This window comes from Kitasatospora cinereorecta (assembly GCF_024172095.1).
In the GTDB taxonomy this organism is placed as follows: Bacteria; Actinomycetota; Actinomycetes; order Streptomycetales; family Streptomycetaceae; genus Kitasatospora; species Kitasatospora cinereorecta.
This window is the reverse complement of sequence record NZ_JAMZDX010000004.1, coordinates 475,870-492,128: the sequence shown is the minus strand read 5'-3', so window position 1 is coordinate 492,128 and position 16,259 is coordinate 475,870. Positions and strand designations below refer to the sequence as shown.

11 protein-coding genes and 2 rRNA genes are annotated in these 16,259 nt (G+C 67.8%); 9 read left to right on the top strand and 4 right to left on the bottom strand.

The annotated features are described in order from the left end of the window. Positions 1-56: 56 nt before the first annotated feature. The 3 genes from FHR36_RS22385 to FHR36_RS22375 all read left to right on the top strand — a co-directional run bounded on the left by FHR36_RS22385 (position 57) and on the right by FHR36_RS22375 (position 2,084). Positions 57-422: a hypothetical protein gene (locus FHR36_RS22385; protein ID WP_253799952.1), complete on the top strand. Its 366-nt coding sequence runs from the start codon at positions 57-59 to the stop codon at positions 420-422. A gap of 173 nt (positions 423-595) precedes the next feature. After that, positions 596-850 carry an NfeD C-terminal domain-containing protein gene (locus tag FHR36_RS22380; RefSeq protein WP_253799951.1) on the top strand — a complete coding sequence of 85 codons (255 nt, stop codon included), beginning with the start codon at positions 596-598 and terminating at the stop codon, positions 848-850. Between the two features lie 13 nt (positions 851-863). Then, a complete protein-coding gene (locus FHR36_RS22375) occupies positions 864-2,084 on the top strand; it encodes an SPFH domain-containing protein (protein WP_253799950.1) in 1,221 nt (406 codons plus the stop codon). An 8-nt stretch (positions 2,085-2,092) separates the two neighbouring features. Here FHR36_RS22375 and FHR36_RS22370 read toward each other — a convergent pair whose 3' ends face one another. Next, complete coding sequence (locus FHR36_RS22370) at positions 2,093-2,545, bottom strand: rhodanese-like domain-containing protein (RefSeq protein ID WP_308199620.1); 453 nt, start codon at positions 2,543-2,545, stop codon at positions 2,093-2,095. A 2-nt stretch (positions 2,546-2,547) separates the two neighbouring features. After that, positions 2,548-3,114, bottom strand: coding sequence for a cupin domain-containing protein (locus tag FHR36_RS22365; RefSeq protein WP_253799948.1), 567 nt, complete (start codon positions 3,112-3,114; stop codon positions 2,548-2,550). Positions 3,115-3,588: 474 nt separating this feature from the next. Between FHR36_RS22365 and FHR36_RS22360 the strand changes: the two genes are divergently transcribed. From FHR36_RS22360 to FHR36_RS22345, 4 genes are all read left to right on the top strand, one after another. Next, positions 3,589-4,608, top strand: coding sequence for an LLM class flavin-dependent oxidoreductase (locus FHR36_RS22360; RefSeq protein WP_253800674.1), 1,020 nt, complete (start codon positions 3,589-3,591; stop codon positions 4,606-4,608). 393 nt (positions 4,609-5,001) lie between these two features. Next, complete coding sequence (locus tag FHR36_RS22355; RefSeq protein WP_253799947.1) at positions 5,002-5,901, top strand: glutathione S-transferase C-terminal domain-containing protein; 900 nt, start codon at positions 5,002-5,004, stop codon at positions 5,899-5,901. 128 nt (positions 5,902-6,029) lie between these two features. Then, on the top strand, positions 6,030-7,175 hold the full coding sequence (locus FHR36_RS22350) for a PP2C family protein-serine/threonine phosphatase (RefSeq protein ID WP_253799946.1): 1,146 nt from the start codon (positions 6,030-6,032) through the stop codon (positions 7,173-7,175). Positions 7,176-7,387: 212 nt separating this feature from the next. Further along, the gene (locus tag FHR36_RS22345) at positions 7,388-7,975 is read left to right on the top strand and encodes a GNAT family N-acetyltransferase (protein ID WP_253799945.1); all 588 of its coding nucleotides are present in this window, start codon (positions 7,388-7,390) and stop codon (positions 7,973-7,975) included. 99 nt (positions 7,976-8,074) lie between these two features. On the opposite strand, the gene FHR36_RS22340 is transcribed toward FHR36_RS22345, so the two are convergent. Continuing rightward, positions 8,075-8,719: a DUF4360 domain-containing protein gene (locus FHR36_RS22340; protein WP_253800672.1), complete on the bottom strand. Its 645-nt coding sequence runs from the start codon at positions 8,717-8,719 to the stop codon at positions 8,075-8,077. A 237-nt stretch (positions 8,720-8,956) separates the two neighbouring features. Continuing rightward, positions 8,957-10,627: a SulP family inorganic anion transporter gene (locus FHR36_RS22335; RefSeq protein ID WP_253799944.1), complete on the bottom strand. Its 1,671-nt coding sequence runs from the start codon at positions 10,625-10,627 to the stop codon at positions 8,957-8,959. Positions 10,628-11,324: 697 nt separating this feature from the next. On the opposite strand from FHR36_RS22335, the gene FHR36_RS22330 reads away from it, so the two are divergent. Both FHR36_RS22330 and FHR36_RS22325 read left to right on the top strand, forming a co-directional pair. After that, a 16S ribosomal RNA gene (locus FHR36_RS22330) occupies positions 11,325-12,841 on the top strand. Positions 12,842-13,094: 253 nt separating this feature from the next. Further along, a 23S ribosomal RNA gene (locus FHR36_RS22325) occupies positions 13,095-16,200 on the top strand. The 16S and 23S rRNA genes sit together here, the layout of an rRNA operon. Positions 16,201-16,259: the final 59 nt, after the last annotated feature.

The following is a 16,259-nucleotide window of genomic DNA, read 5'->3' as shown; positions in this document are numbered from 1 at the left end:
TCCTCAGCGCAGTGTCGCCGGCCCTATGCTGTGACTCCATCGAACAGGGGGACGACATGGGTGGCTGGCTGTGGGCAGTGATCCCCGCCGTGATGGTCGGCGGGGGATGGATCAGCGACAACCTCAGGCGCGCGCTGAAGACCCGCCACGAGCGGAAGCTGGAACTGCACCAGGCCGCCGAACGCCGCCAGCTCGCGCTGGACGCGGCGAACCGGCCGCCGGAGCCGGTCTGCGGTTGCACGCACCACCTCGCCAAGCACGACAAGCAGGGCCGGTGCCACGAGGTGGTCGAAGCGCCGACCGCCTGGGACGCCGAGCGCAAGCCCCTGAACTTCGAGCCCCGCCCGTGCAACTGCCAGCAGTACATCGGCCCCGAGCCGCTGGGCACGGTCTTCGCGACGGACATCGTCGACCTGCGGTGAGGCCGTGACGGCGAGCGAGGGCGCCCCGTCGGGTCCGCTGCGCGCGTGTCGGTGGCACCGTGGAGACAGGGCCACCTCGGTGCGGTGACCCGGCCGCGCGCCTGACCGCCGCGGACGGTCGCTGCTGCCAGGATGGTCGCGCGACCTTCGACAGGTGAAAGGGGCGGCCGCCGATGGTGTCGGACGAGGCCGTGATCGGCTGCCCCGGCGTGCTGATGATCGCGACCAGGGGCGCCGACGGCCCGGGCGAGGTCCTGGTCAGGATCCGGGGCGGTTCGGAGAGCTTCCTCGCCTGGTCGGAGGAGCCCCTGCCCAGGGGCACGACCGTCCTGGTGATCGAATCGCGCGGCACCCGCCAGGTCGACGTCATGGCGTGGACCGACCCCACCGCCGACCCGGGGTCCGACCGGGCCGACGGACCGCGCTGAGGAGGCAATCGAGATGTTCGGCTACCGCGTTCCCGCCCCCGACCAGGCGATGCTGATCTCCGGTGGAAGACGGGGCCTGTCGGGCTCGCCGTTCCGCGTGGTGACCGGACACGGGACGTTCGTCCTGCAGATCTTCCGCAAGGTCCGGTTCCTGACCCTGGCGATGTGCGAGGCGGAGGTCGCCGAAACCTGCGTCACCAAGCAGGGCATCGCACTGACCGCCCGGGCGGTGATCGCTTTCAAGGTGGGCAACGACACCGAGAGCATCGTCAACGCCGGCCAGCGCTTCCTCTCCGACCAGGACCAGATGTCCGTCCTGACCGGCCGGATCTTCGCCGGGCACCTGCGCTCCATCATCGGATCGATGACGGTTGAGGAGATCGTCACCGAGCGGCAGAAACTCGCCACCGAGGTGCTCGACACCTCCAAGGCCGAGATGGCGAAGATCGGCCTGATCGTCGACTCGCTCCAGATCCAGTCGATCGACGACGGCGACACCGGCTACATCGCCGCGATGTCGGCCCCGCACCTGGCCGCCATCCGGCGCCAGGCCCAGATCGCCCAGGCCCAGGCCACCCAGGCCTCCGTGGAGGCGGAGCAGCAGTCCGCCCGGATGCAGGCCGAGTACGCCCGGGAGACGGCGGTCGTGCGGGCGCGGTACTCCGCCGAGGTGGACCGGGCCCAGGCCGAGGCCGCCCAGGCCGGCCCGCTGGCCCAGGCGCACGCGCAGCAGGAGGTGCTGACGGCGCAGACGGAGCTGGCCCAGCGCGCGGCCGAGCTGCGCCAGCAGCAGCTGGTCGCCGAGGTCGTGAAACCGGCCGAGGCGGAGGCCGAGCGGATCCGGGTGCTGGCGCGGGCCGAGGCGGAGCGGATGAAGATCCAGGCCGAGGCGGCGGCCTCGTACGACCGGGTGGCGCTGGACCGGATGCTGATCGACCAGCTGCCGCAGATCGTCAAGGAGGCGGCCGGCGGGCTCGCGGGCGCCAACGTCAACGTGCTCAACGGCACCGACGGCCTGGGCGAGATCGCCGCCGGCCTGGTCGGCCAGGGCATGACGATCCTGGACTCGGTCCGCCGGGGCCTCGGCACGCCGGAGGGGCGCGTCGAGCAGAGCGGACAGCAGAGCGGACAGCAGGACGAACTGCAGGACGAACTGCAGGACGGTCGGCGGGAGATCGAACAGGACGGCGGCCAGGACGGTGGGGCGGCCGGTCTCGCGGTCGAAGGGCCCTGACCCCGGGGTCAGGTCCGAGCCGGCCCGTGCGGGGAGAGGTGCGCAGTCGGGACGGACGGCTCCGCACCCGGCGGGGTGACGGGCAGCCCGGCCGCCGCCCAGGCCTGGAAGCCGCCGATCACGTCGGTGGCCCGCCACAGCCCCAGCTGCCGCAGGGACAGCGCGGCGAAGGAGGAGGCGTAGCCCTCGTTGCACAGCACGATCACCCGCAGGTCGTGACGGGTCGCCCCGGGCAGCCGGTACGGGCACTGCGGGTCCAGGCGCCACTCGAGTTCGTTGCGCTCCACGACCACCGCGCCCGGGATCAGGCCGTCGCGGTCGCGCAGGGCGCCGTACCGGGTGTCCACCAGCAGCGCCCCCTCCTCCCGCGCGGCCGCGGCGGCCTGCCGGGGCGTCAGGCGGTCGAGCCGGCTCCGGGCCTCGCCCAGCAACTCGTCGACGCTCTTCGGGTGTTCGGACACGGTCACCACTCCTGCGGCTGCTCGACGCCCGCCGGCCGCAGCACCCGGCCGTCGCGGGTGTAGCGGCGGACCAGCGGCAACGGCGGCCAGTAGACGTGGACGGACACCGCGTGCTCCGTCCGGGACGGGTTGACCACGTGGTGAACGTGGTGCGGGCCGAACGCACGACCGCGGCCCGCGGCGAGCTCGCGACCGCGGTCCACGCCGTCGGCCAGCTCCCACGCCTCCCAGCCCGCGGAGGGCAGTTCCACGGCGATCGAGCTCTCGCGCAGCTGCCCGGAGGCCGTGGCGAAGGCGCCGCGGGACCCGCCGTGGTCGTGCCAGCCGGTCCCGGTGCCGGGCGGCCAGCCGATCACCCACGCCTCGGCGCCGCCGGGTGCGGGCAGCGCGATCCAGGTGCGGTCCTCGGGGTGGCGGGGCAGCCGGGACAGGACGCCGGGGTCGGCGGCGGTCCGGCGGGCGAACGCGAGCAGGTCACCGAGCGCGGGCCCGGCGCTCCGGGCGGGGCTCCGGGCGGGGGTCCGGGTGGGGGTGGGTACGGCGGTGCGGGGTGCGGTGGTGCGGAACACGGGGGAACCGTCCTGGATGTGGGTCGCCCGGTCGAACGGGCTGCGGATGGCGAGCGGTCCGGAGCCGACTGATCGTGCGCGCGGGGTACGGCCGCGCAGGGTACGGCGCGGGCGCCCGGTGAGAACGGGCCGACGGAGCCGAGGGCGCGGAAGCGGCGCAGTGATCAGACGGCGGGGCGACAACACAGGCAGCCGGCGTACCGGACGGTGTCCAGGTGCGTGCGCCGGAAGAGCCTGAGGTCGAGGTGTCCCACGCTCGGCAGTGAACCAGCACCCGGCGGTGCGGTCAAGCGCCGCCGCCCCGTACGGCGGGCAGGTCCGGGACCGTACTGCTGCGTACTGCTGCGGCGATGTCACACCCGTGTTGCGCCCGATGACCTTTCCCGAGGCGGCCTTGAGCGCCGCCGATCGGTGTGTGACGGTGGGCCGGACACCAACCGGGTGACCGCCGCCCAGGAGGAGGGAGGGACACCGGTGCCGCTGCCCGCGCAGCCCCTTCGGCAGCTGGGATTCCTGACCATCGGCCTGTTCGACCCGGCCGACCCCGGCCGGGGTCACGAGTCGACGCTCCGGCTCATCGAACTCGGCGAGGAGCTGGGATTCGACAGCGCCTGGGTGCGCCACCGGCACCTCCAGTACGGGATCTCCTCCCCGGTCGCGGTCCTGGCGGCGGCCTCGCAGCGCACCGAGCGGATCGAGCTCGGCACCGCGGTCATCCCGCTGGGGTGGGAGAACCCGCTGCGGCTGGCCGAGGACCTCGCGACCGTCGACCTGCTCTCCGGCGGCCGGCTGAACCCGGGCGTCAGCGTCGGACGCCCCGGCCACTACGACCGGGTCGCCTCCGCGCTCTACCCCCACACCGCCGAGGCCGAGGACTTCGGCTACGACCGGGTGCGGCGGCTGCTGGACTTCCTCCGCGGGGAGCCCGCCACGGATTTCGACGGCGTCGAGGGCATCGAGGTGTACTCGGACCGGGTCCAGCCGGTCTCACCGGGCCTGGCCGGCCGGCTCTGGTACGGCGGCGGGAGCCTGCGCTCGGCCCGCTGGGCGGGGGAGCAGGGGCTGAGCCTGCTGACCAGCAACGTGGTCCGGGCCGAGGAGTCGGAGGACTTCGCCGAGATCCAGCGTTCGCAGATCGCCGCCTTCCGGGCCCGCCACCCCGAGGGCGGGCGCGCCCGGGTCTCGCAGGGGCTCGTCGTGATTCCCACCGACAGCGCCTCGGCCGGGCAGCGCGCGAAGTACCGGGACTACGTGCGCGGCCGGACCCCGCGTACCGCCGCCCCGCAGGGACCGGCCCGGACGGTGTTCGCGCCGGACCTGATCGGAACCTCCACCGAGATCGCCGAACAGCTCTACTCCCACGCGGCGTTCCGGGAGGTCGACGAAGTCGTCTTCGCGCTGCCGTTCTCCTTCGGCCACGAGGACTACGTGCAGATCCTCACCGACATCGCGACCCGTCTCGCACCCGCCCTCGGCCGGCAGCCGACACTCTGAGCCGTCGCCCGGGAGGACACGCCGTCCGGGTGGGACACGCCGTCCCAGCATGCGGGACGCCGACGGGCTGTCCGGTCGGCGCCCTTGACGGAGCGCCAGGGCGGGACGACACTCCGAAGCGCAGATCCTCGAACGTGGGCGGGAGAGTCGTGAGGCGAGCGGAGCCGGTGATCGACGGCGTGGCCCACGCCGTCCGGCTGCTCCCCGTGCTGACGTGCCGTCGCCACATCGATCTGCAGCGGGTGTGCAGCAGCATGGCATGAGTGCCTGCTCCCCGCGGTCCGGTGGCCGTACCCGACCGGGCCCACCGCGCCGTCGCCCTTTCCTGAGCCCCCCTCACCCCGCCGGATCCGTCGTCTGCGCGTCCGCGTACCTCCGACGCCTGGGAGATTCATGTCCTCCTCGTTCCCCTCCGTCGTGCCCGCCGTCGTTCCCTCGCTCCGTGGCCGGATCGGCCACGACGCCCGCAGCGGGTTCTACCCCGCGTCCCACCGCTACCGGCTACACCTCGCACTGTCCTGTCCGCACGGTCTGCAGATCGCCGTCACCCACAGCCTGCTCGGCCTCGACGAGATCCTTCCGGTGACCCTGCTGCCGGCCCTGCCGGACGCGGGTGGCGACGGCTACCTCGCGCTTCGACCGCTGTACGAGGCGAGCTCCCACCAGCACCCCGGTCCGGCGAAGGCGCCCCTGCTCAGCGACGGTTGGAGCGGACGGATCGTCAGCACCGACCCCGCCGAGATCCTCACCGACCTGGCACGGCGATTCCGCGGCCCCGACCTGTACCCGCGCGGGGCCGAGAGCGCGATCGACACGGTCGCGCTGCTGTGCGAGCGGAGCATCGACGCTCCGGCACAGTGCGCGGGCCGCGCCGACACCGGCACGGCCGTACGCGAGGCGGCCCTGCGCGTCCTGGTCGAGGGGCTGGCCCTGATCGAGCGCCGCCTGGAGGGCCGGGACCACCTGCTGGGCGAGGAGCCGACCCTCGCGGACGTACGGCTCTGGGCCACCCTGGTCCAGCTGGACACCGTCCACCGCTGGCACCTCGACGCCACCGCCGTGCACCGCATCGCCGACCACCCGCGGGTGTGGGCCTACGCCCGCCGACTCGCCGGACACCCCGCCTTCGGCCGCCACCTCGACCTGGACGGCATCGCCCTGCGCCACCACTCCCGCTGCCTGGGCAAGGAGGCCGCCGGCGCGGCCATGCAGATCGTGGACTGGGCGGAGCACGCCCACCCGCTGGTCCGGCAGCAGGTCGACGATCCGGCCGGCGGCCGCCGCGCACGGTGATCGACGGCCGCACCGCCCGGCGTGCACGGAGACGGTGCCGTACGGAGACGGTGCCGTACGGGTGATCGGCCGCGAAATCCGCCACGTGTCGGATGCACCGGCCCTGGGCGCGGCGCACAGTTGAGGGCATGAACATCGAGCGGCGCCCGGCCGGCGAGCGGCTGTGGGGACGCACCTCGGCCCTGGTGCTGGTACCGGTCGCCCTCGTCGTGGTGCTCACCATGGTGATTCTCGAGTCGCCCGCCTCGACCCGGCTCGGCCCGCTGCTCGTGATCGCTCCCGCGCTGACGCCCTCCTTCGCGGGAGCCCGGGTGACCGCCATGATCGGAGCACTCACCGTCGCCGCCGGCGTCCTCATCGCGGCGCTGCGCGGCGGCGTCACCGACGGCGACCATCCGGCACAGCTCATCGCACTCGCCGCGGTGTCAGTGATGATCGTGCTCTTCACGGCGGTCCGCGACCGCCGCAGTCGGCAGCTCGCCCGCGCCCAGTCGGTCGCCGAAGCCGCCCAGCGCGCACTGCTGCGGCCGATTCCCGAACAGATCGGCCCGCTGCAGATCGCGACCGTGTACCTGGCGGCGGAGTACGAGGCACAGATCGGCGGTGACCTCTACACGGCGACCCGCACCGGCAGCGGGGCCCGGATGATCATCGGGGACGTCCGCGGCAAGGGCCTGGCCGCCGTCGGAGAGTCCGCCCTGCTGCTCAGCGCCTTCCGGCTCATCGCCGCCCAGCACGCCACGCTGGCCGACCTGGCGAGAACGCTGGACGGCAACGTCAGCCGGTACCTGCTCGACTTCGCCCAGACCGACCGCGAGACCGCCGAGCACTTCGTCACAGCCCTGTTCCTCGACATCCCCGACGACGCCCCGTCGGCCCGCCTGACCAACTGCGGGCACCCGCCACCGCTGCTCCTGCGCCACGACAGCGTCGTCAGCCTCGACGGCACGGGTGCCGCGCCGCCCCTGGGGCTCGGCGCGCTGGTGGCGGACGACTACCCGGAGGACGCGTTCCGCTTCGAGATCGGCGACACCCTCCTGCTGTACACCGACGGCGTGGTCGAGGCACGCGACCGTGCTGGCGCCTTCTACCCCCTCACCGAACGGGTCGCCCGCTGGACCGGGAGCACCCCGGAGGCACTGGTCAACCACATCCGCCGAGACCTGCTGGCTCATGCCGGCGGGCGACTCGGGGACGACGCGGCCCTGGTCGCCGTCCGGCGCGCGGCCGGAGAACCGGGCCACGGGCTGCACGGCCTGCACGGGCTGCTCTGAGGGCTGTCCGTCACCGCGATCCCATGTCCAGGTCAGGACCGCCGCCTTTGCGGGCGTGCGACCGGTGGGAGGGCCGGCCACGTGGGCACCGGGCCCAGGCCGGTCTCGAACCCGCGTCGGCTCGTGCCGGAGCTTCGGCGCCGAACACCCCGGGACGGTTGAGCCAGGCGGATCCCTGTGAAGGATCCTCGGCCGGGGTTAGCCTGCTCGGCATGGAACCTCGGCCCCCCGCACCCGTCGTCCTCCACGGCCGGTACACCCGGCTGGAACCCCTGACCACAGCGCACGTACCGGACCTGTATCTTGCCGGCGGCCGGGACGACGACCTGTGGCGCTGGCTTCCCGTGGTCACGCCGTACACCCTCGGCGAGATGCGCATGCTGGTCGAACAGCGGCTGGCCCAGCAGGCTGCAGGAGGGGCGGTACTGTTCGCGATCGTCCCGGCCGGCACCGGCCGGGCCGCCGGATGGGTCGCGTACACGGACGTCTCGATCGCCGACGAGCGTCTGGACATCGGCTGGCACTGGGCTGCGCGATCCACCTGGGACACCCCGGTGACAGCCGAGACCCAGCTCCTGCTGCTCCGCCACGCCTTCGAGCACTTGGCGTTCGGCCGGGTCCAGTGGCAGATCGACCACCTCGACGTTCGCTCCCAGCTCGCACTGTCGGGTCTCGGCGCCGTCCGCGAGGGCCCGCTGCGCCGCCACGCCCGGCGCTCCGACGGCACCTGGCGGGACACCCTCGTCTACGCGCTGCTCGCCAACGAGTGGCGGAGCGGTTGGGGCGCCGGGCTCTTCTGAGCGGTGGTCGGTGGTCGGAACCGCTCAGGTTTGCCCTCGGCGGGCGTCGGGCGGGCCGTCGGGCGGGCCGTACGGGGGTGACGGCCCGCCCGGCGGCGGTCAGGGGCAGTGCTTCCAGGCGAGGTGGTAGACGGTGTTGATGTCGCCGTCGGTCGAGTCCATGGTCATGAAGCTGGTCGTGGTGGCCGGGTTCGAGGTGCCGGCGTTGACCCGGAGTTCGGTGTTGATGTTGAAGTTGCGCAGCTCGCCGCACGGCGCCCAGACCAGGGCGGCGACCGAGACGCTGTCGGTGGCCTGCCAGCTGTCGTCGTACGGGCCGTTGAACTGGTGGCTGAGGGAGTCGGTCTGGGGCGAGCCCTGGAAGTAGTAGTTGGCCCGCTGGACGGCCTTCGCGCCCGTCTCGAGGTGGGCGAAGCCGCGGTAGTCGGCGGACGCGATCGCGTAGGTGAATCCCTGCGGGACGTGGACGCGCAGGTTGAGCTGGCAGTTCTTGCGGAAGTCCGTCGGCTTGGAACCGACGCCGACCTGGGCGAGGTAGTTGCTGTACGTCACGGTGAAGGCGGTGTTGTCCGGGGCGACGGCCACCGCGGCGGTGCCGGCCGGGCAGCCGGATCCGTTGACGGTCGCCACATCGATGACGATCTTGTCCGGCGGGGGTGTGGTCGGCAGGGCCGAGCTGCTCTGGGCGATCGTGCCGCCGAGCAGTGACACGGCGGCCCCGGCGACGGCGAGAGCGCGCACCATCATGGGTCTCTCCTTCCACTCGTCCGACAACCCGAGGTCTGCAGGGGGGAGGTGCCCCGCCGCCAGACCCCGCGTCTTGGTCGGAACATGACAACACGTCGGATCGGGGCCGTCCAGGGAGACGGCGCGAGCGGAACCCGCTTCATCCGCTTGCGGGTCGCCTGCGAGGTCACGGGGGAGGGAGGGGCGGGTGGGGCTACCGAATGCCCCCGGAAGGCTCACTGGGCGCCGGAAGGCTCACTGGGCGTCGGGGGACTCGCCGGCGGGATACGCCCGGATCGCGTCGATCAGGTTGCCGAAGACGTTCCCGGGCGGGATCCGCTGCCACAACTCGTAGACTTTCAGGGTCTCCACGAGGGCCGCGTCGGGCCGCGCGAGGACGAACGTGACGCCCCGGGTGGCGAGGAAGTCGAGCAGGCTGTGGAGCCGGACGCCGGCGGAGTAGTCGACATCGGCGATGCCGGCGGCGTCGAGCACCAGCCAGTGCACCGGATGGGGCGCACCGTCGACGAGGGCGGTGACCTGGTCGGCGAAGCGGCTCGCGTTCGCGTAGAACAGCTCCGCGTTGAAGCGGAACACGATCAGGCCCGGCGCGCTCTCGATCCCGGGCTCGGCGACCGTGTACGTGGGCACGCCCTCACCGGTGACGCCGACCACGAAGTCCTTCGGCCGGTACTCCCGCCGGATGACCTCGAACAGCGACAGCGCGAGGGCCAGCAGGACGCCCTGCTCGACGCCGATGCCGAACACCGCGAAGGCGGTGGCGACGGCCACGACGAACTCGTTGCGGCGCCGGCTGAGGATCTGCCGCAGACCCCGTACGTCGATGAGGCCGAGCGCCACCAGGAACACGATCCCGGCCAGCGTCGCCAGCGGCATGTCGGCCAGCAGCCCGGTGAAGACCAGCGCGACCAGGAGCGAGAGGAACGCCATCGTGAGGTTGGCGACCTGGGTGCGGCCGCGCTGCTGGTCGAGGATCTCCGTCTTGGTCGGGGAGCCGTTCACCACGAAGGTCCCGCTGAGCCCGGCCGCGAAGTTGGCGACCGAGAGACCGACCAGGTCGCGGTCGACGTCGACGCGGTCGCCGTGACGGGTCGCGAAACTGTGCGCCGTGGCCGCGCTCTGCGCCAGGATCAGGACGAAGCAGGAGATCGCGACGGAGAAGACCGCGGGCACATCGCCCGGGGTCAGTCCGGACGGCAGGCCGAGTGGGGGGAAGCCGCCCTCGACGGCACCGACGACGGCGACCCCGTGCTGGGAGGCGTCCGTCGCCGCGGACACGGCGATCAGCACGACCACCGCCACGATGGAACCGGGGAACCGGCGGGTGAACCGCCTGAAGGCCAGGATGATCACGACCGTGGCGGCGCCGAAGGCGGCGGTGCGCCAGGAGATCTCGTCCAGGCGGGACATCCAGGACCACTGCTGTTGGAACCAGTTGCCGTGGCCCTTGGGGATGCCGAGCAGTTCGGGGATCTGCGCCGTCGCCACCTGGATACCGACACCCGTCAGGAAACCAATCAGCACCGCGGCCGACAGGAAGTCGGCGAGGAAGCCGAGCCGCAGCAGCCGCGCGACAGCCAGGATGGCGCCCGACAGGAGGGCGACCAGACCGGCCAGCCCGACCCACTGCGGCGACCCCGGGACCAGACCGTCGACCCCCAGCCCGAGCAGCCCGGCGGAGAGGATCGCCGCCGTGGCCGAGTCCGCACCGACCACGAGCAGCTTCGACGAGCCCAGCAGGGCGAACGCGATCGCCGGAAGGATCAGCGTGTACAGGCCGGTGACGATGGGCATGCCGGCGATCGAGCTGTACCCCATGACCTCCGGGATCGAGACCGCCGCCAGCGCCACCCCGGCGAGCACGTCCTGACTCAGCCACGCCCGCCGGTACCCGCGCAGGGACACGGGGACCAGCCTCGTCATGCCAGTCACGTGGGCACCTCACCGCAGCCGGGGAACCGTTACGGTCCCATGGTGGCCGTCGGAGGGCCTCTGACTCCGGCATTTGGTCCGAGTCCACGGTGTCGCGGATGCCCGCGATGTGGATGGGCGTCGGTTTGCCCTGGCCGGTGGATGGGAGTACTGTTCACCAGTCGCTCGGCTGGGAGCACCGGACACGTGTCCACGCGGACGGTCCCGGGGCGGCCAATCCTTGAACCACCACTTCTGATCCGTAGCGGGTCGCGTCTTTTCGCGTCTCCGTTCGTATTCGGTGTGCGCGTTTATATGGGTTGCGGTCGGATTCGCTTTTCGGAGCGGGGATCGGCTAGAGTTTGAAACGTCGGAAGGGCCGTCAGGGTCAAGAAGGCGAAAGCGAGTCGGGAAAGAGCAGCAGCTCGGATCTGATAAGCTGGAAACACGAAAGAACGAAGCGCCCGGAGGGCCCGCTGGAAGGCGGCCCGAAGGAAGTGTCCGTTCCTTGAGAACTCAACAGCGTGCCAAAAGTCAACGCCAGATATGTTGACATCCCCGGCCGGTTCTTGTGACCGGTTGGAGATTCCTTTTGAAATAACACTAGCGAGGACGCAGTGCGCGGGGCCGCCCTATTCCGGTGGTTGCCGTGCCGCTCTTTCGCGGGTGTGGACCCGATTACGGGTAAACATTCACGGAGAGTTTGATCCTGGCTCAGGACGAACGCTGGCGGCGTGCTTAACACATGCAAGTCGAACGGTGAAGCCCTTCGGGGTGGATCAGTGGCGAACGGGTGAGTAACACGTGGGAAATCTGCCCTGCACTCTGGGACAAGCCTTGGAAACGAGGTCTAATACCGGATATGACCTTCCTCTGCATGGGGGTTGGTGGAAAGCTCCGGCGGTGCAGGATGATCCCGCGGCCTATCAGCTTGTTGGTGGGGTAATGGCCTACCAAGGCGACGACGGGTAGCCGGCCTGAGAGGGCGACCGGCCACACTGGGACTGAGACACGGCCCAGACTCCTACGGGAGGCAGCAGTGGGGAATATTGCACAATGGGCGAAAGCCTGATGCAGCGACGCCGCGTGAGGGATGACGGCCTTCGGGTTGTAAACCTCTTTCAGCAGGGAAGAAGCGCAAGTGACGGTACCTGCAGAAGAAGCACCGGCTAACTACGTGCCAGCAGCCGCGGTAATACGTAGGGTGCGAGCGTTGTCCGGAATTATTGGGCGTAAAGAGCTCGTAGGCGGCCTGTCGCGTCGGATGTGAAAGCCCGGGGCTTAACCCCGGGTCTGCATTCGATACGGGCAGGCTAGAGTGTGGTAGGGGAGATCGGAATTCCTGGTGTAGCGGTGAAATGCGCAGATATCAGGAGGAACACCGGTGGCGAAGGCGGATCTCTGGGCCATTACTGACGCTGAGGAGCGAAAGCGTGGGGAGCGAACAGGATTAGATACCCTGGTAGTCCACGCCGTAAACGTTGGGAACTAGGTGTTGGCGACATTCCACGTCGTCGGTGCCGCAGCTAACGCATTAAGTTCCCCGCCTGGGGAGTACGGCCGCAAGGCTAAAACTCAAAGGAATTGACGGGGGCCCGCACAAGCAGCGGAGCATGTGGCTTAATTCGACGCAACGCGAAGAACCTTACCAAGGCTTGACATACACCGGAAACTGGTAGAGATATCAGCCCCCTTGTGGTCGGTGTACAGGTGGTGCATGGTTGTCGTCAGCTCGTGTCGTGAGATGTTGGGTTAAGTCCCGCAACGAGCGCAACCCTTGTTCTGTGTTGCCAGCGAGTAATGTCGGGGACTCACAGGAGACTGCCGGGGTCAACTCGGAGGAAGGTGGGGACGACGTCAAATCATCATGCCCCTTATGTCTTGGGCTGCACACGTGCTACAATGGTCGGTACAAAGGGCTGCGATGCCGCGAGGCGGAGCGAATCCCAAAAAGCCGGCCTCAGTTCGGATTGGGGTCTGCAACTCGACCCCATGAAGTTGGAGTTGCTAGTAATCGCAGATCAGCATGCTGCGGTGAATACGTTCCCGGGCCTTGTACACACCGCCCGTCACGTCACGAAAGTCGGTAACACCCGAAGCCGGTGGCCTAACCCGTAAGGGGAGGAGCCGTCGAAGGTGGGACCAGCGATTGGGACGAAGTCGTAACAAGGTAGCCGTACCGGAAGGTGCGGCTGGATCACCTCCTTTCTAAGGAGCACACGGCAGCTTCGGGCGAATGTCCCGGAGTGCTTGCTCATGGGTGGAACGTTGACTATTCGGCACACTCGGTAGGGATCACTAGTACTGCTTCGGCGTGGAACGTGGGTCACCGCTTGGTGTGTCGGGCACGTTGTTGGGTCCTGAGGGAACGGAAGTTGCCTCATGGAGTGCCGGTCCCATGCCTGTTCGGGTGGGTGTCTGGTCGTTGTTTGAGAACTGCACAGTGGACGCGAGCATCTGTGGCCAAGTTTTTAAGGGCGCACGGTGGATGCCTTGGCACCAGGAACCGATGAAGGACGTGGGAGGCCGCGATAGGCCCCGGGGAGCTGTCAACCGAGCTTTGATCCGGGGGTGTCCGAATGGGGAAACCCGGCAGTCGTCATGGGCTGTCACCCATACCTGAACACATAGGGTATGTGGAGGGAACGCGGGGAAGTGAAACATCTCAGTACCCGCAGGAAGAGAAAACAACCGTGATTCCGGGAGTAGTGGCGAGCGAAACCGGATGAGGCTAAACCGTCATGGTGTGAGACCCGGCAGGGGTTGCCGTGACGGGGTCGTGGGAGTGAGCTTGATCGGTCTGCCGGCCGGTCGGCGAGTCAGAAACCGTTGGTGTAGTCGAAGGACATGCGAAAGGTCCGGCGTAGAGGGTAAGACCCCCGTAGACGAAACATCAGCGGCTTGCTTGCTCATTTCCCAAGTAGCACGGGGCCCGAGAAATCCCGTGTGAATCTGGCGGGACCACCCGCTAAGCCTAAATATTCCCTGGTGACCGATAGCGGATAGTACCGTGAGGGAATGGTGAAAAGTACCGCGGGAGCGGAGTGAAATAGTACCTGAAACCGTGTGCCTACAAGCCGTGGGGGCAGTCTTCGGACTGTGACTGCGTGCCTTTTGAAGAATGAGCCTGCGAGTTTGCGGTGTGTAGCGAGGTTAACCCGTGTGGGGTAGCCGTAGCGAAAGCGAGTCCGAATAGGGCGTCTGAGTTGCATGCCCAAGACCCGAAGCGGAGTGATCTAGCCATGGGCAGGTTGAAGCGCGGGTAAGACCGCGTGGAGGACCGAACCCACCAGGGTTGAAAACCTGGGGGATGACCTGTGGTTAGGGGTGAAAGGCCAATCAAACTCCGTGATAGCTGGTTCTCCCCGAAATGCATTTAGGTGCAGCGTCGCGTGTTTCTTGCCGGAGGTAGAGCACTGGATAGGCGATGGGCCTCACCGGGTTACTGACCTTAGCCAAACTCCGAATGCCGGTAAGTGAGAGCGCGGCAGTGAGACTGTGGGGGATAAGCTCCATGGTCGAGAGGGAAACAGCCCAGAACACCGACTAAGGTCCCCAAGCGTGTGCTAAGTGGGAAAGGATGTGGAGTCGCAGAGACAACCAGGAGGTTGGCTTAGAAGCAGCCACCCTTGAAAGAGTGCGTAATAGCTCACTGGTCAAGTGATTCCGCGCCGACAATGTAGCGGGGCTCAAGCACATCACCGAAGTCGTGTCATTGCAGCAATAGGGCCAACGCCCGCTGTGATGGGTAGGGGAGCGTCGTGTGCCGGGTGAAGCAGCCGAGGAATCGAGTTGTGGACGGTTCACGAGTGAGAATGCAGGCATGAGTAGCGATACAAGAGTGGGAAACTCTTGCGCCGATTGACCAAGGGTTCCTGGGTCAAGCTGATCTGCCCAGGGTAAGTCGGGACCTAAGGCGAGGCCGACAGGCGTAGTCGATGGACAACGGGTTGATATTCCCGTACCCGCTTTGAAGCGCCAACGCTGAACCCTCTGATGCTAAGCCCGTGAAGCCGGCCCGGAGTCTTCGGACAAAGGGACGTGGTGGAGCCGGTGACCCAACGGGGTATTAGGTGAGCGATGGGGTGACGCAGGAAGGTAGTCCAGCCCGGGCGGTGGTAGTCCCGGGGTAAGGGTGTAGGCCGTGAGGTAGGCAAATCCGCCTCACATCAAGGCTGAGACCTGATGCCGAGCCGATTGTGGTGAAGTGGATGATCCTATGCTGTCGAGAAAAGCCTCTAGCGAGTTTCATGGCGGCCCGTACCCCAAACCGACTCAGGTGGTCAGGTAGAGAATACCGAGGCGTTCGGGTGAACTGTGGTTAAGGAACTCGGCAAAATGCCCCCGTAACTTCGGGAGAAGGGGGGCCATTGCTGGTGACGGGACTTGCTCCCCGAGCTGGTGGTGGCCGCAGAGACCAGCGAGAAGCGACTGTTTACTAAAAACACAGGTCCGTGCGAAGCCGTAAGGCGATGTATACGGACTGACGCCTGCCCGGTGCTGGAACGTTAAGGGGACCGGTTAGTCACGATTCGTCGTGGCGAAGCTGAGAACTTAAGCGCCAGTAAACGGCGGTGGTAACTATAACCATCCTAAGGTAGCGAAATTCCTTGTCGGGTAAGTTCCGACCTGCACGAATGGCGTAACGACTTCTCGACTGTCTCAACCACAGGCCCGGTGAAATTGCATTACGAGTAAAGATGCTCGTTTCGCGCAGCAGGACGGAAAGACCCCGGGACCTTTACTATAGCTTGATATTGGTGTTCGGTTCGGCTTGTGTAGGATAGGTGGGAGACTGTGAAGCGGCAACGCCAGTTGTCGTGGAGTCGACGTTGAAATACCACTCTGGTCGTGCTGGATGTCTAACCTGGGTCCGTGATCCGGATCAGGGACAGTGTCTGGTGGGTAGTTTAACTGGGGCGGTTGCCTCCTAAAGAGTAACGGAGGCGCCCAAAGGTTCCCTCAGCCTGGTTGGCAATCAGGTGTTGAGTGTAAGTGCACAAGGGAGCTTGACTGTGAGACTGACGGGTCGAGCAGGTACGAAAGTAGGGACTAGTGATCCGGCGGTGGCTTGTGGAAGCGCCGTCGCTCAACGGATAAAAGGTACCCCGGGGATAACAGGCTGATCTTCCCCAAGAGTCCATATCGACGGGATGGTTTGGCACCTCGATGTCGGCTCGTCGCATCCTGGGGCTGGAGTAGGTCCCAAGGGTTGGGCTGTTCGCCCATTAAAGCGGTACGCGAGCTGGGTTTAGAACGTCGTGAGACAGTTCGGTCCCTATCCGCTGTGCGCGTAGGAGTGTTGAGAAGGGCTGTCCCTAGTACGAGAGGACCGGGACGGACGAACCTCTGGTGTGCCAGTTGTTCTGCCAAGGGCATGGCTGGTTGGCTACGTTCGGGAGGGATAACCGCTGAAAGCATCTAAGCGGGAAGCCTGCTTCGAGATGAGCACTCCCACCTCCTTGAGAGGGTAAGGCTCCCAGTAGACGACTGGGTTGATAGGCCGGATATGGAAGCCTCGTGAGGGGTGGAGTTGACCGGTACTAATAGGCCGAGGGCTTGTCCTCAGTTGCTCGCGTCCACTGTGTTGTTCTGAAACAACGACCGCCCTGCCGGCGGGTCGACA

Excerpts from the sequence above, each read along its gene's own strand:
- FHR36_RS22385 (WP_253799952.1), top strand. The coding sequence starts at position 57 with ATGGGTGGCTGGCTGTGGGCAGTGATCCCCGCCGTGATGGTCGGCGGG.
- FHR36_RS22380 (WP_253799951.1), top strand. The coding sequence starts at position 596 with ATGGTGTCGGACGAGGCCGTGATCGGCTGCCCCGGCGTGCTGATGATC.
- FHR36_RS22375 (WP_253799950.1), top strand. The coding sequence starts at position 864 with ATGTTCGGCTACCGCGTTCCCGCCCCCGACCAGGCGATGCTGATCTCC.
- FHR36_RS22355 (WP_253799947.1), top strand. The coding sequence starts at position 5,002 with ATGTCCTCCTCGTTCCCCTCCGTCGTGCCCGCCGTCGTTCCCTCGCTC.
- FHR36_RS22350 (WP_253799946.1), top strand. The coding sequence starts at position 6,030 with ATGAACATCGAGCGGCGCCCGGCCGGCGAGCGGCTGTGGGGACGCACC.
- FHR36_RS22345 (WP_253799945.1), top strand. The coding sequence starts at position 7,388 with ATGGAACCTCGGCCCCCCGCACCCGTCGTCCTCCACGGCCGGTACACC.
- FHR36_RS22340 (WP_253800672.1), bottom strand. The coding sequence starts at position 8,719 with ATGGTGCGCGCTCTCGCCGTCGCCGGGGCCGCCGTGTCACTGCTCGGC.